Genomic DNA, 25,675 nt, shown 5'->3' with positions numbered 1-25,675 from the left:
TGATCGGCAATAGGCGCCAACCAGTTCGCGGCGAATTCGCTCAACAGGTTGCCGCCTCGATCGGCGTTGAAGCTGTTCGTCGAACTACAGTCACAGCGCCACCAAGAGCGCAGCCGGCGATCGGCGAGGTCCTCTCTGGCGACTCTTCCCACGTCGCGCGCTTTTGCGGGTCTCCTGTTGACCCGCTGCGGCCAACCGGCTTCATGGGCCCTATGGAGAAGCGGAGCCGGAGAACCACGTGGCCTTCGATCAAGAGCCTGGGAATCGGGGCGTAGCCGGGGCAATCCTGGTGATCGCGTCCGTGGCGGTGGTCATCGGCCTCATCGCAGCCGCCGTTTTGTTCGCCTGAACATGGATGGGTGCCAGGGATCGAAGGTGATCGGCGTAATGGCCTATCGAACAACCTGATGCAGGCGCGGTCGAAGGGTGGCGCCGATCAACACGTTGGATACGGAAGCAAGTCAGGAAGTTGCCGGACACCGCGTCAGACGCGCCGGGGTGCGGAGCGCCTCTTGCCGCTCGGCCACGGCCGGAGGTCCAGAGAAGCGAGATCCGGAATGTCGACGCGTCGATAGATCACCGCCTTCGCGACCGCCGGGTCGAGCGCCGGCTCGACTCCGGAGGCGTCCAGCCTCCTCTTGAGCAGCTGCGGGGTCACCTCGCACCCGGCGGCCAAGGATGCCAGCGGGACATAGGTCGCGCGGAACCGTTCGAGATCCGCCGGCGGCACGAGGAAACGGGTGGTGCCGTTCACGGGATGGCGGGCGCTGCGGCCGACGAGGATCCCGGAGCGCACCAGGGCCGCCAGGACGTGACGCGCGATGCCGGTGGCGTTCCTCACCGCCGCGAGGGAGAGATCTCCCTCCTCCTCGGGTACGAGCGCCGTGCGGACCTCCCCGGGGTCCACGAGCACGGAGCGGTAGCCGACCCGCTGCCCGGAGTTCCCCAATCGCGTCAACCCACCCGACAGAACGAGCGCCGCGACGCAGGCCGGCGGCCGACATGCGCGGCGGGCGGCGGTCTCGATGCCTGCCAGCGGCCGGTCCGCAGGGGATGAAGCATCGATACGGACCCGGAGCGCGCCAAGAAAACCGTCCAGGTCCGACGGCCTGAAGCGGTGGCGGTTCGATCCCTCGACGTGGCTTCCGATCCAGGTGGGAACCAGGCCCGCGTCGACGAGCGCCAACAACTGACCCGGCGATGCGTCCACGCGCGCGGCGGCTTCCTCCAGGGTAAGGGAGGAGGTCAGATCGCGGAGGAAGTCCTTGTTGGCGTCCGCGTCGAAGGTGACCTGGTCGTCGGTCAGGTCGGACTGAGCCGGGGAGGCGACGCCGGTGGTGAAGAGGATCCGCCGCAGGGTGACCTGGTTGATGCCGTACTCCATGGCCGCCGACCGAATCGAGTGAAGCCTGCGGGTTGGCACCGGACTGCCGAACGGGGCGATCCGGTCGCCGGGTCCGAGGGCCATGGTGTCCATGCAATGCTCGCGCAGGACCTCCCGAAACGCGTCGTAGGCGGGGTCACGCGGCGCGTGGTTGAGCCAGAGGTAAAGGCGGCCGAACACGGCCTGTGGGCCCGGCTTCGCCGTACCGCGCCCTTGCGCCCGCTGGAGCCGTGACAGGAAGTCGCGAAACGCCTGCGGACCGCCGGCCGCGATCTCGTACCCGGCCGCCTGCCGCCTCCGGGTGCCTTTGTCCCGCAACTTGCGCTCCGGTGCCCCGATACCCTCCAGCGCCACCGCTCCGACGACCTCGCAGAAGCGGATCGCGGCGAAGAGCGGCACACCGTGGAGCCAGGCCTCCCCCGGATCGGTCGGGTCGATGCCGGAGAGCCGGCGCAGGACGTGACGCTCGAACCCCGACGCGGGACATGGGATGGCGGAGCGAACCGCCTCGGATAGTAGCGGCAGTGCGGCTGCGACAGCGCGCGAAAAGTCCTCCGCCACCTTCACAGGCAGGGAGCCGAGCTCGTTGAGCTCGACCCCGTGCTCGGAACAGGAGGCGACGTCGGCGAGGAGCCACTCGCTGCGGCGCCAGGCTCTCGCCTCGGGGCGACCCCGCCCGGATGAGACGTCGCTCTCGAGACAGGCCGGGCAGAACCTGAGGCGCCGTCCCGCGACCATGCCCTTCTGGAGAACCATGCCCCGATGGACCAGGCGCTCGCCCTCGATCCGGCGGAAGGCAAGCGGCAGCAGGGCCTCCGGATCGGCGGAGCCGAGGCGGGCGACGTCCCGCACCGCCTGGGCGTCGCCGCGCAGGAGGGCGTGCCAGGAGATGCCGAAATCCTTGCAGAGCCTGCGCGCGCCGTCCCGGCCCACCTTGAAGGCGAGCCGGGAGGCGTAGTCGGACGGCGTCTCTCGCCCGCCGGGGACGAGGGCGAGGGCCGCGGGGAGGGGATGGGGGGCGATCACCCGTTGCCTCCCGTGCGGTGCGGGGGCTTCAACTGCCTGCGCGTCGCCGACTGGCCGGGCTGCCCGGGCGGCTCGTCGTACAGGGCGGCGGCCACGTCGATCGTGTGCCAATCCCCCGCCTTGAAGGGATTGAGCCGTTCCTCCACCTGCCCGGTGCGCGACGTGTAGACGTCGGCGAAGTGGTCGACCACGAGGGCGGTCTTGCCGTCGACGAGGCATTCGCCGATGGCGTCCTGGACGAACTCCACGAGGATGCCGAACTGGTTGAGCGAGGCGTGCAGCAGGCGCCCGACGAACTCGTCCGTGAGGAGCCCGCCGAGCGCGAGGCCCGGGCACCCTTCCATGATGGTCGCGACTGTCCCGCGCACCGCGTTGACGTGGTCGGGAAAGCGCAGCGACTCGAATTTGACGTGGCGGATGCGCCGGTTGACCGAGCGGTCGTGCTGGCAAAACTTTGCGAGCTCCGGCAGGCCCGACAGGATCAGCCAGATCGGCCAATCGACGTCCTGGAGCACGCGCTTGAGGGTGTTCTCGACGTTCCGGACGGCGTTGGGGTCGGCGAGTTGGTCGCCGTGCTGGGCCTCGTCGATGTGGAGCACGCGGATGCCGAGCTCGCGCATCATGAGCCGCGCCATCGGCCAGACCTCACCCTCGCGAATCTCCCGCCGCCCGCGGTAGCCCATCTTGCGCACCGCCTCGTTCCCCAGCGCCTTCAGTGTGAAGGGGGAGGGCGCGACGATCGAGAGCAGCGGGCAGGGCTCACCCTCGATGCCGAAACCCTCGAACTCGGGCCTGCCGAGGAAGGTGCTGGCGAGGGCACGCGACTTGCCCGCCCCCGCCTCGCCGGTCACGATCAGGATCCGGCCGCCCCTGTTCGCCGCCGCGGCCGGACGGACCTCCGCGCCCTGCCCGAGTTCCAGGGAGATCGAGTCCAGGATGAACTCGATCTCGGCCGCGAGCGTGTCGTCGTTGTCCGTCTTCAGGTAGATCGAGCGCACGTTCCTCAGGACGGCGGCGACGGCGCGCCGGCCCTCCGACTGGTTGGCGGCAATGCGCGCCAGGAGGTCCGGGCGCTTGGCGGGCTTCCCGCCGTCGTTCCTCGGCTTGGCCATGGTCAGTCCTTCTTCAGGAAGTCGGAGGTGAGGCCCCGGCGGGGGCGCCGCCGCGGTTCGGACGCGGCGTCCGCCGGCTTCGCGGCGTCGGCGGGGTCGGGCACGGCCTTCCCGGCGTCGGACCCGGCCGGTTCGTCCGGGGCCGGCCCGTACACGCCCTCGAGCGTCTGCCCGCGCCGCTTAGCCGGGACGATTTCGAAGTTGGCGAAGACCGTCGCCTCGGCTTCCGCGATGTCGTCGTCGGTCAGCATCGAGGGCAGGAGCCCGGCCTCTCTCTCGGCCTCCAGGCCCGCCTCGCGCAGGTGCTGGAGCGCCTCGAGGACGATCGGCTCGCGCAGCTTGGCGGCGTCCGCGTGCTTGCGGCGCAGGGCCTTCGCGGTCTCGATCCACCGTGCGGCCGTCATGCCCCTGAACTCCTTTCTCTCGCACGGGAGCGTGTGCCAGGGAGTGTCGGGGCCGATCTCCTTGATCGCGATGGCGCCGAGGTCGTCGAGGCAGGCGCGGATCAGGATGTCGCCCTGCCCGATGCGCCGATGGATGTCGCCCAGCGCCGTGCCGCGGTAGTAGTTGCCGAGGAACGGCACGCCCGCGGCCTGGATGCGGCGCGTGCTCGCGAACCCGAAGACCGCGCGCATCTGGTGGACGTTCGGGGGCGGCACGATACCGTAGGTGTCGCAGCACCGGATCCAGGCGTCGTTCGGCGTCTCGCCGCCGAGGCCGCGGTGCGGCTGGTTGTGGTAAACGTCGACGATCCAGCGGACCAGGGACTTGGAGAAGAGCTCGCGGGTCGCGCTCGCGAGCTTGTCGGCCTCGTACTCGCCCTTGTCGGTGACGTTGGAGAAGGTCCGGCCCGAGAAGTTCTGGAGGAGCTGGGAATCGAGCGTCTTGAAGGCACGCTCCATCTCGGCGCGGGCATCGGGCTCGCCGGCGATGCCGAGCTCGATCCTGGTCCCGAGGTCGACGGCCGCGGCGACGAAGGCGGCGTTGGCGAACTCGGGACCGCAGTCGACGCCGATCGTCCCGATGGTCAGGGCGTGGTTCCAGGACGAGCGGCATCCGGCCGCCCTGGCGATCGCGTCCTTGTCCTTGCACGCCATCTCGAGGGTGCGCAGGGAGGTGGCGGTGTTCGGACCTACGGAGAGGGACGCCGCGAGGATCACCCGGGTGGCGCGGCACAGGGCGAGGCAGAGGTTGAGCCGGATGCGTTTCATCCTCTTGCGCTCCTCCTCGGGGATTACGTCCCAGAACGCCTTCGGCAGGGGAATTTTCGAGAGCTGGATGCTCCAGTTGTCGAAGAACACCAGTTCGCCGGGGGCGAGGGAGAACTCGTGCCTGGCAGCGATCTTGAACTTGCGCCTTGCGGCCGACTTGCCCTCGCGGGCGAGGACGACGTCGAACTTGGCGAGCCTGTTGATCGCCCTCTCGAGCGTGCTCCTGGACGGGCAGGTCAGGGGCGGCAGGCCCTCGGACTTCCGCTGGGCATTGAGGTCCAGGAACTCGCCCTGCATCAGGCGGTGCAGGCCGGCGACCGTCGGCCGCCTGCGGTCGAGATAGGCCTTCGTCCACTTGCCGAGGATCGCCAGGACGATCGGGTCCTCGATCCTCGGCTTCCTGTTGCCGGAGCAGACGCTACGCCGGTCGCGCACGGCGAGGGGTTCGTCCCCGAGAGCGGCGAAGGCGCGCCGCAAGCGCCGGAGCGTGCCGGGTGAAGGCACCTTCTCGGGCGGCTTCCAGCCCTTGGACGCGACAGAGGCCAAATCGGCGACGACTGCGCCGAAGGCCTTCGGGATCGCGGCGGCGAGGCTGGCGTCGGAGAGGCTCGCCTCGCCGGCCTTGCGCATCGCCTCGATGGCGAGCACGAGGCGGTGGTGGAACACGGCCTTGTCGATCACGTGGCCCGGCACGTCGACCGTGCCGGCGACGTCGCGGTTCAGCACGGCGATCTTCTGCCGGCCCTCGTCGAGCTTGCGCTGCTCGACGAGCAGCTTGCCCTCATCGCGGAGGCTTTTGAGCAACGCGTGCGGGAAGACCTGCTTGATGCGGCTGTCGTCGTGGCGGCATAGGGTCAGGTAGTCCTTGGTCCAGTCGACCTGGACGTAGGGGAGCGGGTCCGGGTTGCTGATGGTGACCAGCGTGTCGTGCCCGAAGTCGAACTTCATGGGCTGGGGCACGTTGAACGCTTGCATGCTCTCGATGGGGATCATGGCTTCCTCTCCTGTCAGTGCTGTGTGTCCGGCCGCGAGACGAAGCTCGCGGGAAGGATTCGTTCGCCGTCCCGGACGGCGAGGCCGCGGGCGCCGACCAGGCGCGCGATCGCGTTGAAGGCGGCGGCTCGGAGCCCCGTCAGCTCGACGAGCTCGCGAATCCGCATCCATCCGCTGAGACCGGAGGCGAGATGGGCCACGGCGGCGTCGGCCGCCGCGTCGGGCAGACGCCTAGCGCGCAGGATAGTCCGCGCGTCGAGGACGTCGTCGGGGTGGATGTGGTCCTCGGTCCTGATCAGGTAACGGTCGGCGAACGCGGACCCGACCTGCGCCTCGATCAGCTCGTGTTGCAGCCTGAGACCGCTGGACTCCACGAACTCGCGGGGCTTGACGTCGAAGGCGATCCGCAAGCCGTCCGGCATCGTCATGAAGGCGTCGAAGGTATGGGTGACGTCGCGCCCGTCGGGACCGATGTAGGTGACGGGGGCGGGCTGCTCCTGAAGGTGCAGGTAGGAGCAGGTGGCGCGCAGGATGTCGGTGAAGCCGGCCTCGAGGCCGCTCTCGCTGACGATCACGCGGTTGGTCACGTGGTCGACGTCGACGATCCGCTTGGAGACCTGCGAGCGGTAGTTGATCTTCCGAGTCGAGAGGCTCGGCAGCGGGGGCTGCCAGGACACCTCGGCATAGGCTTCGTTCAGCCCGCTATGTGCAGGCTCCTTTCGGCGGTTTGGACGGTGCCCTCCCGGCTGGAGTTCGGACCGGTGATAATGTGGAGGGTGCCGTTGTCGTCGTTCGTCATGATCGTCTCCATGGTTCGAGGTTGCCCGTGAGCGGTCGCCCGCGGGGTCAGATGGTCGTTACGGCGGGTGCGGGGGGACGGATGCTGCCGCCGCTGCCCGACGGCAGAAGGCGGAGCTCCACGTCGTGGACGATGGCGCGGAAGGTCGAGAACGAGGGCACGGTCATCGGGGCGCCCGCCGCCGTATGCCGGTGGGCTTCGTAACGCAGGATCCTGTATGCGGCCGCGACCGGCATCCCCCGCGTGAGGCGGAAGGCAGCGACCTCCCTCGCGAGCGCAAGGGCGGTCGCGTCGACCCTCGGGAACCGCGGCTTGCCGACGCGGGCGCGCCCGTCCATGAGGGATCCGAGCGTGCCGTCATAGGAGGCGAGCCACCGCAGGAAGGTGCGCCGGCAGGGCCGCGGCCAGATCCAGATCCTCTCGGAGGCCCCGACACTCCGCGAAAGGCGCTGGAGAATCCGCGTCCAGGCGTCCCGCAGCGCCTCGTCGACCGCGGCGGCGGATCGCCCGGCCGGCCGCTCCGCCTTGAGCACAAGGAACTCCTCGCACAGGGCCCGGCGGAAACGTGCCCGTTCCTCCTGACGGCTGCCGGGAGCCGCGGCGGCCGGGCGGACGACGAGCGCTCCCTCGCGCCAGGCCCGCTCGACGTCCGCCGAGGCCAGGAACGTCAGACGCGCGGGGTCCTCAACGTCGCGCAACAGCAAACCCTCGGGCAGCTGCCGCGCGACGCGGTGCTCGGCACCTGCCATGCCCACGAGGTCGTCGATCGCGATGCGCAACCGCTTCATGTGCTTCCCTCCTTCTTTGTGGTTTCGAAAACGGCCCCGTTCGGCATGCGTCACGTCGGGGCGGAACTCGCTCGCCGTGGGCATCTTCAGGCCACCTCGTCCGCGGGGTGGCCGCCGATGCGCCCGGCTTCCGTGCGCCCGGCCCCGCCGATGCCGACGCCGTCGAGCCGGGCGTCGGGCGAGACGCACATGGACCACACGCGAAGGGCGCGTTCGGTCCCGTGGCGGCGCGCCAGGCTCAGCAGCGAGGGATGGATATGGTCCGGCGAGCGCCCGATATCCGCCGCCCGGGAGGCAAGGGCCTCCCAAGCCGCATTCCGTTCGCCTCCCGTGACGAGAGCCGGCGACCGGACAGGCCGCGTCGGCTGCCCGTCCGCGTAGCGGCGCAGCCAGCGACGGAGCTTGGCGGGCGTCACCCGGATGCGTCCCGTTCCGGGTCCGTGCCCGCGCATCGCACCCTCGAAACGCCCGGCGAGGTAGGTGTCACCCCCGATGATCGTCGCGATCGCGTCCTCCATGGAGCGCTCGGACAGGCTCGCCTCCCCGGCGTCCCGGAGAGCCAGGAAGGCTCGGCAGAGACGCCGCCGCGCGGTCCCCTCGCAGACGCTGCCGACGGTTCCATCCTTGCGGTCGAGGACGGGCGCCATCCTGACCGAGAGCATGCCCCGTTCCATGATCTCGGCGAGTTCCGCCTCGGTGAAGTGCTGGGTCACGCCGGGGCAGTCGACGCTCCGCATGAGGAAGCCGTCGCCCGTCTTTCCGTCCAGGCGGTAGTCGTCGCCGTCGATGCCGTAGATGCGGCCCTGCTTGATGTCGAACATGTCGATCTCCTTGTGCGTGTGGACGTCGTTGTCCGTTTGATGCGGTAGGTGTCGGTGGGGGGAGCGATGCGCCGCGAGGCCGATGAGGCCGGCTCGAGCCGCAGCCGTACCCTTCACGGCCGCTGGATCCGACCGTGCCGAAGGCGAACGCTGGTTGGGTGGGCTGAAGGCAGGAGCCGCTTCCGTGCGGTTAGGCGCTGTCGTCCCGCCCGCCGGGGATGGCGATGAGGAACGGGCGGCGCTCGCGCGCGGCCAAGCGATTCAGCAGCTCGTTGGTGGAGATCGCGATGAACCTGATCTTCCTGGTCCTGCCGCCCTCGGCGCGCATCCGGCGAGCCGCCTGGAGCTGCGCGTCCATCAAGCGGGGGATCGTCCTTGCGATCGAGGCATCGGAACGATTGGCGCAACCCGTGGACTCGAGTTCGCGGAAGGTGTCCAGGATGGCCTTCCAGAGGGCCTCTTCGGCTTCCCTGTCGCGGAACGGGTACACGACCAGTTGCGCGGGAGTGCCATCCTCGTTGCGCTCGAGGGCGGCAAAGCTCAGCGTCCGCTCCGCGCCGTCCTCGCCGCGGACAACGAGCGCGTCGTCGAGGCGGCGCAGGACGACGTGCCTGCCGCCGTTCAGCTCGATCGCGTCGTCGACGTCGATGCCTTGGATGAAATCGATCATGGTCTCCCCCTGTCCCTGTTGGAGGCTTCCCGACATCGCCCGCCGGCACCGAGGTGCATGGGGGTGAACGTCGTCTTGCGTCATGCGTCCGTGCCGTGGATCCGTACGGTTCCGGATCGGCAGATCCGGAACCACTAGGCGGGGCGTGTCGTGCCGGAGGCGGGCGTCAGCCCGGCCTCAGGCCGATATGGACGACAGGGGGAAGCGGACCGGGCGGTCCTGAAGGGGAGAGGGGAGCGTCGGGGAGGCGGAGCCGGAACGATGCGTCATGTGGTCTGCCTCCCTTGTCCTGGGACGCCCGCCGGGCTGTCCGAGGGGGCGGGGCACCATGCCTTCCGCCCGATGTTCCCGCGTGGCCGGAGCCGACCGCGGACCCGGGGAGGCGACCGTTTCCGATCCCTCCGGAGCCTCCGAAACCGATCGGTCCGATCGATTGCGGCAGCACCTTGCCAGGAATTGCGCTTGTGCCGGCGAAATCTTGCGGCACGGTTGCCCTGGGGGAAGCAATTTTACGGATCCCTGACCTTCGTCCGCTCGAGGACGTTTCAAGGGTGCCAAATTCCAGCCGGATGGTTGCCGGATCCTTCAGGCGCCGACCGAAAAGCGCGGTATCCCGTCCGGCCGCCTCCAGGCCTGCCCGGCACCCGGACGGAAACAGCCCGCCGCCCGAGGGTCGCCCTTGCCGAGGCGCGAGCGCCGGCGAGCGGTCCGGGCGGCGACCGGCAGGGAGTCGGAGCCGCCCGGCGCGTGCCCGACCGCCCACTCGCCGCTCGCCGGATCGAGGACGCCCGGCAGGTCGAAGAGCCGCGCGATGGCCACGAAGTCGCGGACGTTGCGGGTCGCGACAACGGCACCGGCCGAGATGGCGGTGGCGGCGATGGCGATGTCCTCGCCTCGCGGCGAGCGCTTCGGGGAGGCCGGTCCCGCGACAAGTGCCCAAAGGTCGGGCGCCGCGTGCATGCGGGCCCTCATGCGGGCCGCCTGGGGGGTGGGGCAGAGGATCCGGAACCGGGTGTCCGCGAGGAGGTCGACGAGGGCGCGTTCGTAAGCCTCCGCGCGGGGCGACTTGGCGAGGCGGGCCATCTCGACGCCGAACTGGAGCTCGAAGACGGTATTCCAGGAGATGGCGAGCGAGCCCGCCGGCGCGGACTCGATCCAGGCGAGCACCAGCGGGTCGGGACGGGGCTTGCCCAACTCGGAGACGACGTTGGTGTCGAGCAGGTATAGCGGCGGCCGGCTCACGGGGCATCGTCCCGGGCGCTGGCGGAAGCCTCCCCGCCCGGATGGTTGCCGGCGGCCCGCTGTCCGGCGCCGGCCGGCGAACGCGGCCGCCAGACGAACATGCGCGTTTCGGGATCGACCTCCATGTCGCAGAGGAGCGCCATGGGGATGCCGGTCAGCCTCGAGCGCCCCACCCAGCCCGCGCCGACCGCCCGCAGGTCGTCGACGAGAAGCCGCCCCGCCATCGCCGTCAGGATCGGCACGTCGCCGGCCATCGGCGCCTGGAGCGACCGGAGGGCGCTTGCGTGCGACGCCCGTTCCGCCGTGCCCGCAACCCGCAGGACCTGCACGGCGGATCGGTCCTCGAGGATCTCGTCCTCGGTCCAGATCTCGTACGACGCGCCGCGGGCCATGCACTCGAGCTCGATCCTGCGCCGCGTGCCCCCGAGCTCGGGATCCCGGCGAAGGAGGATGCGCGGCATCGCGTCCACGAAGGCCAGGTCGCCGTTCACGCGCGACACGAGGGCGAGCGGCAGGTGCAGGTGGTCTCGCCCGTCCCGCCCGTCGACCCACTCGAACGCCTCCGGATATTCGTTGACGCCGGTCACTCCGGCCTCCCGTTTCATGAGGGCGAGGAGCCGCGCGGCGAGCGTCGCCTCGAGGTCCGCGAGCCGAACGGACGAGCGAAGCGGACCGACGGGCCTGCGTGCGGCGTCGCGGCCGCCGCGGCACGGCCGCCTCCTGTCGGTGCGCTTTGGTGGGAGGACTGGTCGCGGGTCTGCGGGGTGTCTGGGCATCGCATGCTCCTGTCTGGCGGTGTCGGAGGGCAAGCGCGGGCGACGGCGGCGGGAGGCCGCGCGTTCCGGGAGGGTGGAGGGGAAAGGGAGGATGGAATCCGGCGGGCGGCAGGGACCGACGGCCGAGTGCCGACGGCGCACCCGGGCGAGGCCGGGTCAGTCCCGGGATATCGTCGGGACGGCGCGTGCTGGAACGCCGGGGGTATGGATCCTGGATCGGGACAGCGGCCGGCCGGAGCGCCGCGGGAAGACGGGACGCATGGAGCGATGAATCCTACGAGGCACAATCGGTCATCGTTCGCCGGGAGGTGCGTTGCCGCCCGGCGCAGTTCCTGTGGGCTTCAGGTGAATGCCATTGACGAAAGCAAACATTTTGTCGTCGCTTGAGTCAAGTACGATTCGCGACATGTCGTTCAGCGGGGTTGTCAGTCCGACATCACATCCGGCGTTGCGGCCGACACCGAGCACCGTGTGGGCGCCCCTTGCCGGGCAAACGGTTGATGGCCGGGATCTCCCGGATCGAATCGAGCCCGGCCGGTTGGCGCGGGAGCCTCCTCAACGGGCTCGGGGCGGTAGGCATGACCCGAGGCGAGCATCGGCGCTGACAATTGACGCCGATCCGCGTGCTTGATCGATGACGGATTGGGGATAGGTGCGGCCGGTAGGGCCACCCCTCGGTACAACGGCGGACGGGCGGCGAGGAGGGAACCTATCCCGGTGTGGTTGATCCGGCTGCCCAACATGCCATGGCGCCACGACCCTCAAGCACCGCGCGTCATTTCAGGTCGGTGTGGTGAGCGGCCTCACGATAGGGAACGTTGCGGCGTCATCGTGGACAGCCGCTTCGTGCCGACGATCTCGGTTCCTCAAGCAGCCTCAGGGCGATTTCCGGCCGCCGAACCGATCCTGCCAGCCGAGCAGACGTGACGCATGAGATTGCCGCGGACGACCCTCAACGCGCTCTCGAACGCTCGCCGCTGCTCCATGGAAAATCCGTCCAAGGCATGGTCCTGCACAAGGCGGGACGCCGGGGCGATGCGCTCGAACACGGCTGTAGCCTCGGCCGTCAGGTGGATGCAGCGGGCGCGACGATCCCGGGGATCAATCCGGCGATCGACGAGGCCTCGCTTCTCCAGCACCTCCAGCATGGCGGACAAGGTCATCGGCTCGATCCCCATGAGGCCTGCAAGGTCGCGCTGCCGAGTGCCTTCGAAGCGCGCCACGTAGGTCAGGGTGCGAACTTCGCTGCCCGTGAGGCCCAGGTCGGCGTCGGAGAGGGCGCGCTCGACGGCTTGCCGCCACAGCCGCGCCGCGTCGCCCAACAGGAAGTTCAGTTCGCTGCCTGGTAGGATCCTATTCATCATGCACCTCATCCGTAGGCCGTGAGTTCCTCCCACCGATCACGAACCCCCTGCCAGCACTCTGGCGTGCGCCTCGTGGAAGATGCTTCTGGCTCGTCAAGCATGCATGGGGCTGCTTGATCACGTCAGAGCCAGCGGATCGTCGGGAATAATCTTGTGCTGCGACCGATCACCATCCGTAGCTGGATCGTGGAAGGGGCGCTCAACCTTGGCGAAGGCACTTCACATCGTCCGGGCGCTGAACACCATCCGTTAGCCGATGCCACGAGGAAAGCCGGTGCGAGCGGCAACCGTTGAGCTTCTGGCACGTCATCAGCCGGACTGAACGGATGCGAGACCGATGAGCAACTGCCCTTCCTATCCTGTTCCTCACGACGAGGAAGCCCGCCTCTCCGCCCTGGCAGCCATGGCCGTCATCAACACGCCGCCCGATCGTGCCTTCGACATCATCGTGGACCTCGCTGCCCACCTCTTCGAGGCTCCGATCGCGCTGGTCTCGCTTGTCGGCCGCGACAAGCAGATCTTCAAGGCACGCGTCGGCCTCGATGTCTGCGAGACAAGCCGGGACGTGTCCTTCTGCGCCCACGCGATCACCCGCAGGGACGAGGTTCTCGTTGTTTCCGATGCGAGGCGGGACCCGCGCTTTGCGACAAACCCACTTGTCACGGGCGCGCCGCACATCCGCTTCTATGCAGGTGCGCCCCTGATCGGCATCGGCGGTCAGCCGGTCGGGACGCTGTGCATCATCGACAGGGTGCCGCGCCCTGACCTGTCCGAGCACGAGCGCACGACGCTCCAGAAGCTTGCCCGCATGGTGGTCTTGCGGATGATGACGCGCGACGTGATCGAGGCCAACAAAGCCAGGCTGATGCCGCTCTCGGCTTGAGGAGAGCCGAGAGCGTGGGGAGGGGCTCACACGCGCGGTGCCGAATGCTGCCGTCACCTTGTGCAGGGTCTGAGCGCGCGCTTGCTTTGGGCGGCCACCCAATCCGCCATCCAGGCAAGGCTGGACATCGCCGCGAAGTCGCGGCGTCCGAAGAACGGGGCGGTGGCGCGATGGTCGGGGAAGGAAAGACGGAGTTCCAAGCCTCGGCTTGTGCATCCTCAAGCCTATCGAACTTGCCGGCAGTTGCTGCCCGCTTCGCACCTCACCGCGCAGTTCCTTCAGGTCGAGGCAAGACTGTCTGACGACATGCGGTTCTTGCGACCCTTGCGGGAGGCATCCATTTGATGCGGTGAGCAGGTCATGCCTGTTGGCACGTTCGACCATGCCGCCGGCTCGGACTTATCGTACGATCATCCATGTCGGATCAAGCGATGCCCATGGTGGGTTTCAGGACCGCGTCGCAGTTCGCTCGTGCGACAACGTCGCTTCGGCGGCCCCACCCGTTCTTCAGATGGGGTCGGGTCCGCATCTTACCTCGACTGGGCACGTCCACGCCGGCAACCGCGGCAGGGTCCAGGAGTTGTTGATTTGGAAACGGTCGCGGGCTAGACATGAGCCTGTCCTGGAGATTGATGATGCCTACCCTGACATTGGAGCGAGGAATTCCTGCGCCGGCTCAACGTCGTGTGAGCGTCGGCGATGGAGCTACGTCGGTAGGTGGCAAGAGGTCTTCCGTCGCCATGCCCCGTGCGGCAGCGGACACGGAGACCACGAGGAAGAGGTTGGTTCGCGTGGCCGACGAGGTCGACGAGGGCAAGGCGTGGCTGGCGACCGGGATGGACCGCACCGAACTGCACAAGCGTCTCTTCGGCCGCTGATCCCCGACCTTCCTCATGCGTTTGAAGCTGCCGCGCATCCAGCGGAGACCGAAGCTCGTCTATATCGCTGACAGTTGGCGCGACACGATCGGCATGGCCCAGCGTCCTGACCTGCTGCCGTTCTTCGACGTGATCCAGGATTGCATCGAAAGCGGGCACGAACTTCCCCGATGGGCTTACCGAAAGGGTATCGGCGTCACGCATGACGAGCTTCTGGAGGAGGACGGGATCATGCACCTCCACCTGGGCAGCAGGGATAGCAACGAGCTCCTCTACCTGATCCAGTATGCCGACCATGTGGCATACCTGGAGATCAACAATCACCTCCATTTCACCACGAAGCCGATCGGCGCCGTTCTGAGGCGCTTCCACGCCAAGGCAGTCGACAGGGTGGAGGCGCGGATCGCGGGCGAGGTGGCCGATCGGCTCCGCACGGTCAAGACGAGCATAGCCAAGGGCTTGCTCCCGAAGAGATGACAAGGGAGACGCCCTGCCCAGTTAGGCATCGGGCTCCCTTTCGCCCTTTCCGCTAACGTCCTCGATCGGAGAACCGCCCTGCGCCGCGGCAATGAGCTGCGTAGGCAACAGGCCCGAGCAAGGACGGCTGAGCCAGGCGTTCCGGAGCGGGACAGCCATCGGGTGCACGAGCGGCACGCCCCGGCTTGTCGTCGGGGCCCATCAAGCCGTGCCAACCCTCCGGTTCGACAACCCGACCCACCGGGCTGCTGCCGGCGGGCTCCTGTCGTCGGCAGTCCGGGCTAAAGACGCGCCTCGTGCAAACCACGGAAAGCGCCCCTGCCAAGCAGCCCTCGACACTTCAGCCACGACCGACGACGCGGCAACGAACGCACCTATCGCGACCCTCATCGGCGTCGGGCCTCTGCCCACGGCGATGTTGCCGCGCCCCCACCCCCCGACGGGTCGCAACTCAGAGCCAGGTGTTCAGCTCAGGCAGCCAGGAGCCTACCCAGCCATGCCGGCAGCTCGCCGGCCGATCCTTCCGTCTGCGAACTGCTCCGCGGCCGCTTCGTGGAAGGAGGCGCCGAGCCTCATGTGGCTGACCCTTTGCCGGACGTATGTCAGGCACTCACCATGTAAGTCTTTGCCCCACCTGGCTCGATGCCGTTAATCGTGGTCCATTCGGAGCCTTCATGAAGGGGAGCCGCATGGCCGCTCAGCATCCGTCGCGTCAGCCCAGGCCCATGAACCTATCGGGAAAGCGCATCCTGATCGTCGAGGACGACTACTTCATCGCCTTCGACATGGCCTGTGAGTTTCAGGACCTGGGCGCGGTGGTCCTGGGACCCGTCCCGTCCATGGCGCAGGCGCTCGCCCTCCTCGCCGCCGACGATGCCGTAGATGGGGCGACGCTCGACATCAACCTGCCGGACGGGGCGGTCTTTCCGTCGGCGGAGGAACTGCAACGGCTGGGCGTGCCCTTCGTCTTCTCCACCAGCTATGAGGAACAGCTCATCCCTGCCGCCTTCCGTCACGTGCCCTACCACCAGAAGCCCCAAGAAGCCGCGTGGTTGGCGCGCTCCCTGTTCGGAGACGGCTGACAGGAGCGGGCAGGCCGAACCCAGCCGTTCAATCGGAGCAAGTCCGGGGTGCGGGCTCGGGCGGATGCGGCACCTTGCTCCCGGTGCCCACCACGTTGCCGGAACCATTCATCGCGCCGCGGGCAACATGGGTCGGCGGCTCCGGCGAACACCCGGGCGGCATTGGACCCGCGGCCCTTCCGGCAAGATCATCTGTCGCCGGGCAGCGCTCGCGGACGCGGCGCGTGGGTCAACGAACGTTGGTGGAGGGCGGTCGATGGCGCCGGCGCGAAAGGTCGGCGGGGGATCGGGGCACAACCTGCTCGGCTTCTGGCGCCTCGACCCGACTTCGCAGGTCGTGCATGCCGACGAGAGGGTCTGCGCGGCCTTCGGCGTGGCACCCGAGGAGGGGCACGCCAGGACAGCGCTTTCGCGCTTCGCCGCCAAGATCCACCCAGAGGATCCGGAGCCTTTCGCGGCCAGCCTGCGGGAGGCGTACGAGAACGGAACGACCTTCGCCCCCACCTACAGGATCGTCGACGGCCATCCGGAACCGCAGCCCGTGTCTGGGCTCGGCCGCGCCTTCCATGGCCAGGGAGAGGTAACGCGGTACTATGCCGACGCTCTCTTCGAGGCACGACCCGCGAAGCCACAGGGCCACGCGCGCATCGACATGGTCAACCACCTCATCGCCGCCCTCGACCTCGCGCGGGAGCTCGACGAGGACATCCTGTCCCGGCTCATCGAGGCCGTCCTCCTGGAGGCGGGCCGCCGCCTCGCCGCCAACCATCGGGAAGATGCCGGACGGAACCGCCTGAACGCATCTATGTGCGTGGATGTCGCCCTTCATCGAGGTTGGCGAGTTCCCGCTCGAGGCGGATGCGGTCTGCGAGGTGAAGGCGCTGAAGGTCCTCGAGGTTCGCGAGCATTCTAAGTGCCTCGGCAGCGTCGTGACCTGCACGCTCCAATCTCTCCACGAGATCGCGTTGCCGCATGACGAGGCGGTCGGCCAAGGCGATGTGTTGGTGGGCCTGTGCAAGGCGTTGCAGGATGGAGCGCCGATCCATTCGGATGAAGTAGCAGGCCGGCTTCGTCTTGTCGTTGACGCCGATGGTTCCGGGGTCGGCGGCGATGGCAGGCTGCGGCGCGCTTCGCTTCGCCGGACGCCGCATTGCGGCAAGGACCCGCCGTCGCGGGAGAGACGCGACGGCGGGCTGGACCAACCATCATGCATTTCGGTCTACCGATGAGCGTGGGTCGGGAGGTCACCCGCGCGTCGGAGCAATGGCGGACGCGAGTTGCGCGTTCCGGAGGAAATGCATGAGCGACAACATGTTAGGTCGGCTTGTATCAGCCGGCGAAGCTTTGCGGGCCATCATCTGTCCAGCCATCATCAAATGATTGCCATGACTTGCCCACCGTGCCTGTTTGAGCGCGGACAACCTGCGGCGGATGGACCGATCATGACCCATGACAGCATGGACCAGGAGCCCCGGAACGCCTTCCGGCCCCAGCCGCCCAGCTTGAGGAACAAGCGCGTCCTGGTTGTCGAGGACGACTTCTTCGTGGCCGAGGAGACGGTCCGCGACTTCGAGGACTTCGGCGCCGAGGTGGTGGGGCCCGTGTCCTCGTTGACGCTTGCCTTCGATGTCGTCCTCAACGGGCAGGCCATCGATGGCGCCGTGCTCGACATCAACCTTCTGGGAGAGAGGGTCTTTCCTCTGGTCGACGTCCTGCGCAGGCGGGGCGTGCCCTGCGTCTTCGCGACGGGCTACGACCGGTGGACGGTTCCAACCGACTACCAGAGCGTTCCGCTCCTCCAGAAGCCGGTCGTCACGGCCGAGGTCGCAAGAGCCCTGTTCGGCTGACCCCGGGCCGATCCGCGGTCGGCTTCGGAGAGAAAGGGCTGTTCACGATGCGTGGTCGATCTCCGCGCATTCGGCGCTCCGGCCGGGTCCTGCGGCTTGTGCGGCGGGGCTGCGGGTCCGGCCATTGCCGCATCCCGGATCGGGCGCGGACGGCGCGCGTTGCCGCGCGCGGTCGCGTGGGGGGGCGGTGAGATCGAAGGCCGCTTGCACCGAAGCGGAGGCGGTGCGCCAACGGTCAATGCGGGATGGCCTTCGATTGGCGGAGTCGAAGTCCCGTGGCCCGTTCGCTTCCGTGCGGCGCCGCTTGCGGGCCACATTCCCCTGGGCGACCCTGAGGTGGCAGACGGGGGAGCGCGCATGACCATTCTGAGCTTCAAGGACATCTCGACCGGCCACCTCACCGACGGGGATGCGGCGATCCTGGACGGGGCCGACCATCCCGTGACGGTCATCCCGTACGAACACGGGTGGATCGTCTCGACCGCGTCGCTGGCGTCCGAGGACGTCCGGGACGAGACCCTGGCGCGGCTGCGCCGCTTCGGCTTCTCGGAGCCGTTCCTCGCCGCCGCGACGGCGGCGGGCGGCAGCGGCTGCTGGCTGCTTCGGTTCGACGCCGACGCGGACATCGACCCCGACCTCCCGATCGGCGGATACGGCGGGGTCGAGGAGAGCCCCGGCGATCCCGACAGCGCGACCGCACCCTCCCTGCGCACCGGAATGGCTTAGGAAGCCGGCATCGCCTCGATCGTCGGCATTCCCGGTGCGCGTCGGCTCCGCCGACGCGGGACGACCGCCCCTTCGGGCGCTCGCGTTGCCGTACGGGGAGGCGGGGTCAACCCACGCTCCGTTCGGGCCAGGTGGACGGGAGGGCGGAAGGACCGCCGCCGCGGGCCGCGCGGTCAGCGGGAAAGGATTGGACGAAGGATTCGACCAGCGGCCGGGCGTCGCGGCCCGCCTTGCGACCGTGCCGGGTCGACGCCGCGCCGTGCTTGGGGCACTATGGCCCTGCCGCGGCCTACGGGGCTGGGGCGGACTCGTGAAGGTCCGGCGGACACGGGCAGTGGCGCCGCAAGCCGACGGAACGCTTGGAGCGATGAATCCTACGAGGCACAACTGGTCGACGTTCGCCGGAAGCGTCGGCGCCCGGCGCCACGCCCGGTGGACACCGGATGCGGGCCTTTGACGAAAGACGGCATCCTGTCCACGTTCGGGGCCGGGTCGTCCCGCGTGGATGCCGACGTTCGCGAGCGCTCCTCGCCCTTTCCGGGAATGCTGCGCCCCGCCGGACGCATCGACGGGATCGCCTGCCGCGGCGCCCGCGCGATGCTCGGGCTCTCGCAGACGGAGCTGTGCCGCCTGGCCGAGTGCGGCAGGAACCTGCTCAACGAGTTCGAGGGAAGCGGCCACGTCCCGCGGGCGTCGAGCGTCGCCCGCATCAGGACCGCGCTCGAGATGGCGGGAGCCATCTTTCTCGATGCCGGCGACGGGACGATCCTCGTCGGGGTATCCGGCAGTTCGAAACCTGTCGCCATGGGAAGTCCATCCGCGGCGACGGAGGCCTAGCGGGGCACTTCCGCAGCTTGCGGCCTCGAGGATCTCACCGCTGCGGTGCGCTCGCGCGGCGACGGTTGCGAGCCGCCTTGTCCACGTGCGGCATCACCAGGAGGTCGCTTGGGAGCCCGCATGGCGCGTGAACGCAGGCTGGCTTGAATCGCGCTTCCGGAACGATCTCCTCGGGAACAGGATGGGGTCAAGCCCGTGCGCCGCCGCCAGGATGCGCAAGTTGCCGATCGGCATGGTGACCTGTCGAGCGTGCCGATGCCGGGGTGCAACAGGGGCCATCCAAGAAAGCTGACCATCCCGATGCATGGACGGCGAGATGCCGGGCGCATCGGATCGAGTGCGAGTTCCCACTTGTCGATGTCAGGAGGCCGCTTCCATGCCGAGGGCAATGAAGAAGTACCGAGTCGAGCTGCGCGTGATCGTCCGGGAGATCTGGGAAGTGGAGGCTGAGGACGCGAGCGAAGCGGAGCTCGGCTACATCACCGATCCTGATGCGTTCATATTCGATCGCGAAGACGTCGAGAGCGATGTCGTGAGGGTCTACGAAGTGAAATGACAGGGCAGGCCGTCCAAGGCAGGCTGGATTCCATGACGCTCGGCGGCGAAGCTCTTCGTTTCAGGGAATCGGCGGTGCAACGCAGATGCACGGCTCGCTCTGACGATTGATCGTCGAGCGGGGCCAAGCCGCCTCGGGTCAACCCGGCTGACAGGATACCGCGCTGATCGGCGTCGAAGCTTCAAGCCGATCCCAAAGGCCCGGCAAGTGCGTCTCGAACGAAGCTGCGGAATGCCTCATCCTCTCCGGGGATCGTAAACATGCGTCCGGTCTCCAGGCCGCAACCCATCGTCGGCGTTACGCGGCCTTCATCCCAGTCCGGCAGTCGAAGGAGCGCTATCGGCCTTCGGAGCTGGGTGGCGAACCTTACCGTATGGGCGGTTCCAATCCTTGAATTCCACTCGGTTGGTATGAGAACCCTTCCGAGCGCCGCCTGAAGTCGGTTTCGGCGAACGAGGTTCTTCGCACTGTGGCCTTCATCAGGCAGGTACTCCGTCGCGATCGCGCCCCCGCCTTCGATGATGCGTCCGCGTAGATCTCCTGCGCCCGGGGCATGGTCCGAGAGAATTCCTGATCCGAGGACGGCAACAGTCGGAACGCCAGCGCGGATGGAAGCTTCGTGGGCGAGTTGGTCAACGCCGACCGCCAAGCCGCTCACGGTTGCCGCGTTCCAGATCGACAGGCTTGCACCAACGTACTTCGTCAGCCATCGGCCGTCCTCGCTCGGGTTTCGCGTGCCGACGACGGAAATCGACGGTACCGACAGAGCCGATAGGCTACCCCTGACGAACAGCCAGTACGGAGGACTGGACAGATCCAGCAGGCGTTTCGGAAACGCATCTTCATGCCGGAACACGACGTGTGTGCCGTCTCGGGCAAAACCATCAGCCCAGTGGCGAGCTCTTGCAATGGCTCGAGCCCGTACGCTCCGCCAATCAGCCCAAGAGGCGCTGTCGATCCGAGCGCCGTGCCGCCGCAAAAGCTCGATCGCTTCATGCTGGATTTCGACAGACAAGACCGACTCAAACGTCTGCCCGCTGCCTGCAATGGAGGCGAGGCTTTCCGCGCCTACACCTTCGATCGAAGCCAGCGCAAGGAAGGCGATCTTATCGGGGTCGATCAAAGCTTGTGACAGCTGCTCATTCCTCGCGGAGGGGCGGCTTTGATTCAACGTGTTCATCCCGACCCATATCTTGGGTTTGTCCCGGCGAAAGTCGTTTGGTGCAACCGTCATGTTTCCTTTGGCTGTGCGATTGGCATGGGGCCGCAGTTTCGACGTCGATCAGCGCGATGACCTGTGGAGCGAGTTGGCTGCAAGCGTGTCAATAGGCTCTGTCGATCAACATCGTGCCTCGAGTTCGTCATTCAGATCCCCGACAGCTTTGCATTCTGATCGGTTGTGCAGCGCGACTGCGGTCAACATTCAGAACACGGCTTCCGGCTCCCAGAGCGCCATCACCTGCGCCTTGACGGCATCGTACTCGCGGGCGAGGTCGGGGTCGACGCGTCTCCTCGTGCCTCCGGGGCGGGCCGCCGGGCGTCGCGGCTTGCGCCGCTTCGTCCGCGGCCTGACGATCGGTCCCGCGTCGGCCTCGTGGAACGGGTTCGGGTCGAACTCGCCCTCGAAGAGCGGATCCGTCCGGTAGTCGATGCGGTCGAGCAGCCGCTCCCGCCCGTCCGAGAGCACGAGGATCCGTCCCTCCGCCTCCGACCGGGTGCACCCCGCCATCCCCAGCGTGTCGAGCGCGTCGCGCCAGCCCGCATCGGTCCGCGCCCCGAAGCAGGCGAGCGTCCGGCAGTTGTTGACCATCGTCCTCCAATCGTCGGGATAGGCGGAGCGGAGCTGCGCCCCGTCCTGCCAGAGCGAGAGGGTGGACAGGCCGTAGCCGCGAAGCAACGTGACCGCCGTGAGGAGGGGGCCGTAGTGACCGAGCTGGGCGGCCTCGTCGACGACGAACAGCGTCCTGCCCGCGGGCGGGCGGGTCCGCCGCTGGACCGACGAAAGGAACGCCCACGACCACAGGCGCAGCAGCGGCGCGTGGGTTTTCAGGAGGTGGGGCGGCAGGACGAGGAAGCAGGTCGTCGGATCGCCCCTCGCGAAGGACTCGAAGTCCACGCCCCCGCACTCGAGGCTGCGCTCCACGGGCTCCCCGCGGATGAAGCCGACCGCCTCGAGCGCGTAGTGGAGGATCCCGCCGACCGTCTCCGGCGACCCGAGCTCCATCGTCTCCGCGGCGCGCCTCACCTCGGGATCGTCGCCCTCAAGCTTCAGGGCCGTCGCCGCCGCCCCCGGCAACTGCTCGCCGCGCCTCATGGACCGCGCCCACCCGAACACGACGTCCCGAACCGACACGAGGGTCCGCTCCGGCGGCTTGCGCTCCCTCATGACGTGGACGATCGCCGTCGTCACGAACCAAAGCGCCCGGCTGCGCCAGAACGCGTCCCGCACGTCGTGACGCTCAGGAAGCATCATCTCCGCCACGGCTCTCGCGTCGTCGAGGAGGTCCTCGCTGTCGGGATCGATGAACCGGAGTGGGTTGCACGGCGATGGGCGCAGGCCGCTGACGCGGAACGGGTCGACGACGTGGACGGCGGAGCCGCGCCGTGCCCGGGCGCGCGCCGTCACCGCCGCCGCCTCGCCCTTCGGGTCGACCACGAGGACCGATCCCTCGTCGGGCCAGCCGAGCGTCCAGGGGACGACGAGGGAGAGCAGCTTGCCGGCGCCCGTCGGGGCGATCGCGATGGCGTGCCCGTCGAGCGGCGCCCCGACCGCCGTGCCGGGACCCTCCGGCCGCGGCCGGGTCGCGAAGCCGATGGACGGCCTCCCGGCGGCCTCTCGCCCCACGATCACGCCCCGGCGCGTCCCCGGCCCGTTCGTTCCGTCTGCCATGGCGATCACTCCGTCTCCGGTTTGGGTTGGTGGGGCACGATCTCGTGGGGGTGCATCTGCCAGGGTCCGTCGAAGCACTCGCGCAGGCGGAACACGTCCTCCGCGATCGGCTCGTCGTCCTCCATCACCACCATTCCCGAGGAGTCGATCCTCATGAGCGAGCGGAAGAGGCTCCCTCCGTAGACGAGCGTCGCGAGGAGGGCGGACGGGCCGTCGACCTCCTCGATCGGGCGGACCGCAGCGGACACGGTCTCGACCTTGCCGGGACGCACCATCTCCGGCGGGATCTCGTCCATGCCCTCGACGACCTGGAAGCGGGTGCCGCCCCCTTCCTCGCCGTGGACGCAGCTACAGAAGAAGCGCAGGTAGTGCCGGACCGTCGCCGGGTCGTCGAGGCCCTCGAGATGTTTGGAGTTGACCATGTGGAGGATGCCCGCCGATCCGTTGAGGAGCAGGGGCCTCTCGCTTCCAAGGAGGACGCGGGCCACGCCGAGGCGCTTGCCGAGCGGCCGGCCCAGGATCTCCAGGAGCGTCCAGCCGGGATAGAAGGGCAGGCGCAGGGCCCGCATGCGCAGGAAGCGTCCCGTCAGGTTCGGGAAGGCCCGCGCGTCCGCGAAGCGCTCCAGGAGGCTCCCCGTCCGCGCCACCACATCGTCGGGCAGGTCGAGCCAGTCGCCGGGATAGAGTGGCGGCGCGGGCCAGGGGGGCGGTTCGCCGATCCCGCGGAGCGGCGGCTTGAGGGGCGGCATCATGCGTTCTCCCTTCGTCGTGCCCGTTCGTGCGGAAAGCTGCCGTTGGCCGGACCGCCGCTGGCCTGCGGCGATCCGCTGAGGGGCGGTCGTGGAGACGGGTCGGAACCCGCCCCCTTGGCCTCACTCGTCGTCGAGGACCTGCGCGAGGGTCGAGAGGAAGCCCGCCCCGTCGTCGAACTCCCAGGCGAAGCCGATCTCGTCGAGGCGCTCCCGCCGCTCCTCCTCGCCCGCCCCCGCCAGCGAAACGAGCTCGTCTCGCAGGGCGCGTCGCTCCGTCGGGTCGAGGGTGTCGAGGAAGGCGTCGAGCGTGGGACCGAGGTCGCCGTCGAGGTCCGCCGTCTCGTGGAACACCTCGCCGGAAAGGCGCTCGAGCAGTTCGCGTCCGATTTCCATCTCGCCTCTCCCTCACCTTGCCGCCTTGCGGTCGGTCGCGGCGCCCGCCCGGCGCGTCGGGGCCTCGCGTCCGACGAAGAGCTTGGCCGTGTGCGGGTAGACACCCGCGGAGCCGCCCTTGCGGAGGATGAACTCGCCCCGCGAAGCAGGCGCGTGGCGGCCCGTGCCGGATCCCGGCATCGTCGTGTAGACCGTGCCGACGGGCTTTGCGGACGAGAACCCGAGCCTATAGCTGTCGCCCGGCTTCGCGGTCCGTGCCCAGGCCGCGACCTGCGCCCTCTCGCGGCGCATCGCCTGCTCGTAGATCCGGTCCATTGTCGGGCCGTTGCGGAACGAGCTGATCCGGGAGGGCCGCGCCCTGAACTGGGAGAGCGCCTCGGCCGCCTTCCGTCCCTTCCGCCCCCGCCTCGCCGCGGCCTCGAAGGAGAACCTCATGTCCATCGACTGCGTGCGGGAGGCGAGGTACGCGGGCGAGGCGCCGACGTGCTTGTGGAGGTGTCCCCCCGCGGCGGCCGAGGCCCGCACCGCCGAGCTCCTCGCCGTCCTCACGGTCGGGGGAGTGATGACCTTGGGGCCACTCCCGCCCCGGGGCGCCGCCCGGGCGTCCCCGCCGAACCCGAACAGGGCCGCCGCTCCGAGGATGGCCGCGCCGACGAGGAATTCGCGTCTAGTCCGCTTCATGGTCCTTCTCCTTCTCCTTGAACTCGATGTCGGCGTAGGCGAGGGCGCAGGCCGGGCTCGGCCACACGCAGTCGGCGTAGGTGAGGGTTGCGATCGGGCCCCGGAGGCGGCGCACGCCGAGGACCGAGCCGTCGAGGCGGGCGGCGGCCCCCACGTGCTCGCGGACGAGCGCGGCGAGGGCGGGCTGGTCCGCCATGTCGGGCGAGGGGACGAGGATGGCCGCGTCCATGAACTCGAGGCGCCGCCCGTTCGCCTCGCCGAGCGCGTCCGAGGCCGCCGCGAGAAGGCCCGAGGCCGCGTCGGCGGCGCCGTCGGCGCGCGCGCCCCAGGCCGGGTCGGCGACGAGGCCCTTGAGAGAGGCCACTGCGTCGGAACCGACCGAGAGGCCGCGGGCGGCGGCCGAGACCTCGTCCTCGAGCAGCCCGTCCCAGTCATAAACGATGAGGGCGAACGGCCGCGACGCGTCCACGGACGGGAGCTCGAACTCGCATCGATCGGCGTCGGGGCAGGGCACTCCGGAGCACGCCACCCGGTCCTGCACGGCGCAGGCCACGAGGTCGGCGGCCGAGATCGTGCTGACGTCGAAGGGCAGCCAGTAGACGCGCACGCCGTCCCACTGGAGCTGCGACGGGTGGCGGCCGTTCGCCGTCACCGTCACCGACGGACCCGCCGCGGCCGGACCTCCGGCCCAGAACAGGAGCATGGCGCCCGCAACGCGGAGCATCTGGGCGATCGCGCGCGCCATGACCGCTACGCGGCGGGAGAGAGCGCCCGCGATGTGTGGTGCGGTGGGAGGGCTTGGCAGGGTATCCGCTGGTCCGGTCATGGTTCGGATCCTTCGTTCCGGTGGGACTGCCGGGCCGTTTCCGGCAGCGGGAATGCGGGGCGGCACATCGTCCGCCCCGCACGTCTCAGTCCTTCGGCGCGAAGCGCGAGGAGTTGATGCTGTCGACCTTGCGGTCGACGTTCCTGATCGCCTCGTACCCGCTGGCGACGATCCCCTCGGCAGCCGCGGCCATCATCCCGGCCATGGCGTTCTGGGCGAAGCCCTTCACGGCGGGATGCATGTCCGACGACGAGATCTTGGCGTCGATCCTGGTTCCCGCCTCGCCCAGCGCGACGACGGAGTCGCCCGTCGCCTCGACGATCCTCCGCTTGGTGTCGCCACCGAGCGCGCGGATCTGCTCGGACGCCTCGCCTGTCGCCTCGAAGACGCGCCCCACGATGAGGAGCTTGGCTTCCTCCGCCCGGGCCTCGCCGTCCAGGAGCTCCACGTCCGCGGCCTGCTCCCACTTGCGGCGGTCGACCTCGCGCACGATCTCGGCGTGGTCCAGCGCCCGCTGGCGGTTGTTCCGCCTGTTCTCGAAGTAGCCGAGGCCCGAGTCGCGCCTGGCGACGGGGGCACGGGCGAGGTCATGGCTTCCCTGCCCGCGGACGGTGACGAGCGTCCCACGCCCGCCGCCGCCGAGTCGGTCGTTGTTCATCTG

The 25,675-nt window shown here is 69.0% G+C and carries 26 protein-coding genes; 9 read left to right on the top strand and 17 right to left on the bottom strand.

Annotation, left to right across the window (positions count from 1 at the left end):
* Positions 1-484 precede the first annotated feature (484 nt).
* From FZN60_RS18800 to FZN60_RS18755, 10 genes are all read right to left on the bottom strand, one after another.
* The gene (locus tag FZN60_RS18800) at positions 485-2,410 is read right to left on the bottom strand and encodes a TniQ family protein (protein ID WP_255476070.1); all 1,926 of its coding nucleotides are present in this window, start codon (positions 2,408-2,410) and stop codon (positions 485-487) included.
* The gene (locus FZN60_RS18795; protein WP_158875036.1) at positions 2,407-3,522 is read right to left on the bottom strand and encodes an ATP-binding protein; all 1,116 of its coding nucleotides are present in this window, start codon (positions 3,520-3,522) and stop codon (positions 2,407-2,409) included. Before FZN60_RS18795 ends, FZN60_RS18800 begins: the two co-directional genes overlap by 4 nt.
* Positions 3,523-3,524: 2 nt before the next feature.
* A complete protein-coding gene (locus tag FZN60_RS18790; protein WP_158875035.1) occupies positions 3,525-5,726 on the bottom strand; it encodes a TnsB C-terminal domain-containing protein in 2,202 nt (733 codons plus the stop codon).
* Between the two features lie 14 nt (positions 5,727-5,740).
* Positions 5,741-6,403 carry a hypothetical protein gene (locus FZN60_RS18785; RefSeq protein ID WP_158875034.1) on the bottom strand — a complete coding sequence of 221 codons (663 nt, stop codon included), beginning with the start codon at positions 6,401-6,403 and terminating at the stop codon, positions 5,741-5,743.
* A 169-nt stretch (positions 6,404-6,572) separates the two neighbouring features.
* Positions 6,573-7,397, bottom strand: a complete 825-nt coding sequence (locus tag FZN60_RS18780; protein WP_158875033.1) for a hypothetical protein — start codon at positions 7,395-7,397, stop codon at positions 6,573-6,575.
* A gap of 2 nt (positions 7,398-7,399) precedes the next feature.
* Positions 7,400-8,134, bottom strand: coding sequence for a hypothetical protein (locus FZN60_RS18775; RefSeq protein ID WP_158875032.1), 735 nt, complete (start codon positions 8,132-8,134; stop codon positions 7,400-7,402).
* Between the two features lie 190 nt (positions 8,135-8,324).
* Complete coding sequence (locus tag FZN60_RS18770; protein ID WP_210253424.1) at positions 8,325-8,939, bottom strand: hypothetical protein; 615 nt, start codon at positions 8,937-8,939, stop codon at positions 8,325-8,327.
* Positions 8,940-9,389: 450 nt separating this feature from the next.
* The gene (locus FZN60_RS18765) at positions 9,390-10,046 is read right to left on the bottom strand and encodes a PIN domain-containing protein (protein WP_158875030.1); all 657 of its coding nucleotides are present in this window, start codon (positions 10,044-10,046) and stop codon (positions 9,390-9,392) included.
* Complete coding sequence (locus FZN60_RS18760) at positions 10,043-10,633, bottom strand: hypothetical protein (protein ID WP_158875029.1); 591 nt, start codon at positions 10,631-10,633, stop codon at positions 10,043-10,045. The genes FZN60_RS18765 and FZN60_RS18760 overlap by 4 nt, the downstream gene beginning before the upstream one ends.
* A gap of 1,055 nt (positions 10,634-11,688) precedes the next feature.
* A complete protein-coding gene (locus FZN60_RS18755) occupies positions 11,689-12,186 on the bottom strand; it encodes a MarR family winged helix-turn-helix transcriptional regulator (protein ID WP_158875028.1) in 498 nt (165 codons plus the stop codon).
* Positions 12,187-12,523: 337 nt separating this feature from the next.
* On the opposite strand from FZN60_RS18755, the gene FZN60_RS18750 reads away from it, so the two are divergent.
* From FZN60_RS18750 to FZN60_RS18710, 9 genes are all read left to right on the top strand, one after another.
* The gene (locus tag FZN60_RS18750; RefSeq protein ID WP_158875027.1) at positions 12,524-13,069 is read left to right on the top strand and encodes a GAF domain-containing protein; all 546 of its coding nucleotides are present in this window, start codon (positions 12,524-12,526) and stop codon (positions 13,067-13,069) included.
* A gap of 893 nt (positions 13,070-13,962) precedes the next feature.
* On the top strand, positions 13,963-14,424 hold the full coding sequence (locus FZN60_RS18745; RefSeq protein WP_158875026.1) for a hypothetical protein: 462 nt from the start codon (positions 13,963-13,965) through the stop codon (positions 14,422-14,424).
* A 689-nt stretch (positions 14,425-15,113) separates the two neighbouring features.
* On the top strand, positions 15,114-15,506 hold the full coding sequence (locus FZN60_RS18740) for a response regulator (protein ID WP_246726960.1): 393 nt from the start codon (positions 15,114-15,116) through the stop codon (positions 15,504-15,506).
* Positions 15,406-16,419, top strand: coding sequence for a PAS domain-containing protein (locus tag FZN60_RS29325; RefSeq protein ID WP_369413053.1), 1,014 nt, complete (start codon positions 15,406-15,408; stop codon positions 16,417-16,419). Before FZN60_RS18740 ends, FZN60_RS29325 begins: the two co-directional genes overlap by 101 nt.
* Complete coding sequence (locus FZN60_RS18730) at positions 16,322-16,735, top strand: hypothetical protein (protein ID WP_158875024.1); 414 nt, start codon at positions 16,322-16,324, stop codon at positions 16,733-16,735. Before FZN60_RS29325 ends, FZN60_RS18730 begins: the two co-directional genes overlap by 98 nt.
* Positions 16,736-16,948: 213 nt before the next feature.
* A complete protein-coding gene (locus tag FZN60_RS18725; RefSeq protein ID WP_246726959.1) occupies positions 16,949-17,353 on the top strand; it encodes a response regulator in 405 nt (134 codons plus the stop codon).
* A 357-nt stretch (positions 17,354-17,710) separates the two neighbouring features.
* On the top strand, positions 17,711-18,079 hold the full coding sequence (locus tag FZN60_RS18720; protein WP_158875023.1) for a DUF5983 family protein: 369 nt from the start codon (positions 17,711-17,713) through the stop codon (positions 18,077-18,079).
* 453 nt (positions 18,080-18,532) lie between these two features.
* On the top strand, positions 18,533-18,916 hold the full coding sequence (locus FZN60_RS28685) for a helix-turn-helix domain-containing protein (RefSeq protein WP_199266599.1): 384 nt from the start codon (positions 18,533-18,535) through the stop codon (positions 18,914-18,916).
* A 376-nt stretch (positions 18,917-19,292) separates the two neighbouring features.
* Positions 19,293-19,472 carry a hypothetical protein gene (locus tag FZN60_RS18710; protein ID WP_158875022.1) on the top strand — a complete coding sequence of 60 codons (180 nt, stop codon included), beginning with the start codon at positions 19,293-19,295 and terminating at the stop codon, positions 19,470-19,472.
* Between the two features lie 181 nt (positions 19,473-19,653).
* Here the strand turns inward: FZN60_RS18710 and FZN60_RS18705 are convergent, their stop codons facing one another.
* The 7 genes from FZN60_RS18705 to FZN60_RS18675 all read right to left on the bottom strand — a co-directional run bounded on the left by FZN60_RS18705 (position 19,654) and on the right by FZN60_RS18675 (position 25,672).
* Positions 19,654-20,706 (bottom strand): DNA-processing protein DprA, encoded by a 1,053-nt coding sequence (locus FZN60_RS18705; RefSeq protein ID WP_246726958.1) that lies wholly within the window; start codon positions 20,704-20,706, stop codon positions 19,654-19,656.
* A gap of 189 nt (positions 20,707-20,895) precedes the next feature.
* Positions 20,896-22,362 carry a type IV secretory system conjugative DNA transfer family protein gene (locus FZN60_RS18700; RefSeq protein ID WP_158875021.1) on the bottom strand — a complete coding sequence of 489 codons (1,467 nt, stop codon included), beginning with the start codon at positions 22,360-22,362 and terminating at the stop codon, positions 20,896-20,898.
* A 5-nt stretch (positions 22,363-22,367) separates the two neighbouring features.
* Positions 22,368-23,114, bottom strand: coding sequence for a hypothetical protein (locus FZN60_RS18695; protein WP_158875020.1), 747 nt, complete (start codon positions 23,112-23,114; stop codon positions 22,368-22,370).
* A 120-nt stretch (positions 23,115-23,234) separates the two neighbouring features.
* Positions 23,235-23,507: a hypothetical protein gene (locus FZN60_RS18690; RefSeq protein ID WP_158875019.1), complete on the bottom strand. Its 273-nt coding sequence runs from the start codon at positions 23,505-23,507 to the stop codon at positions 23,235-23,237.
* 12 nt (positions 23,508-23,519) lie between these two features.
* Positions 23,520-24,188, bottom strand: coding sequence for an RNase A-like domain-containing protein (locus FZN60_RS18685; protein WP_158875018.1), 669 nt, complete (start codon positions 24,186-24,188; stop codon positions 23,520-23,522).
* Positions 24,175-24,933, bottom strand: coding sequence for a hypothetical protein (locus FZN60_RS18680; RefSeq protein ID WP_158875017.1), 759 nt, complete (start codon positions 24,931-24,933; stop codon positions 24,175-24,177). The genes FZN60_RS18685 and FZN60_RS18680 overlap by 14 nt, the downstream gene beginning before the upstream one ends.
* Positions 24,934-25,099: 166 nt before the next feature.
* On the bottom strand, positions 25,100-25,672 hold the full coding sequence (locus tag FZN60_RS18675) for a hypothetical protein (protein ID WP_158875016.1): 573 nt from the start codon (positions 25,670-25,672) through the stop codon (positions 25,100-25,102).
* Positions 25,673-25,675 lie beyond the last annotated feature (3 nt).

The organism is Antarcticirhabdus aurantiaca, assembly GCF_009765365.1.
GTDB classification, from domain to species: domain Bacteria; phylum Pseudomonadota; class Alphaproteobacteria; order Rhizobiales; family Rhizobiaceae; genus Antarcticirhabdus; species Antarcticirhabdus aurantiaca.
The sequence above is the reverse complement of the archived record's forward strand: the minus strand, read 5'-3'. Positions and strand labels throughout refer to the sequence as shown.